This is a genomic window from Aliivibrio sp. S2TY2 (genome assembly GCF_028765525.1).
Classification (GTDB): domain Bacteria; phylum Pseudomonadota; class Gammaproteobacteria; order Enterobacterales; family Vibrionaceae; genus Aliivibrio; species Aliivibrio finisterrensis_A.
The window spans coordinates 1-505 of the sequence record NZ_JARACS010000044.1; the positions used below are offsets into that span (position 1 = coordinate 1).

Below are 505 nucleotides of genomic sequence, written 5' to 3' on the forward strand. Positions count from 1 at the left end.
TGATACGGCGAGCGTGGATTTGGTGGCGCCTGGTGATGGCGACAACGATGTTGCACCAACAGTCGTGATTAACTCAGGCGATGATGACACCATTAACGCTGATGAAAAAGACGCGGGTGTCACAGCAACAATTACGCTGCCAGAAGGTACGAACACGGCAGAAGACAGTGTGGTTGTAACCTTCTCAGATGGCACAACAGACACCATTAAACTGTCAGAAATTACCGTCACCGACGGTAAGTTCAGTGTAGCGATCCCAGCGGCAGCGATAGTGGATGGTCAAACAACAGAAGTGAGTGCGATCGTTGTTGACGCGGCAGGCAATGAGTCGGCTACAGGCAGCGATACGGCAGACGTGGATTTGGTGGCGCCTGGTGATGGCGAAGGCGATAACGATGTTGCACCAACAGTTCTTATCGATTCTGGCGAAGATGACATCATCAATGCGGCGGAAAAAGACGCGGGTGTTACGGCAACAATTACGCTGCCAGAAGGTACGAACATT

At 51.7% G+C, this 505-nt stretch carries 1 protein-coding gene; it reads left to right on the forward strand.

Annotation, left to right across the window (positions count from 1 at the left end; translation table 11 throughout):
- Positions 1–505: hypothetical protein (locus PVK63_RS19925; RefSeq protein WP_274440986.1), on the forward strand; the 505-nt coding region annotated here is incomplete at both ends.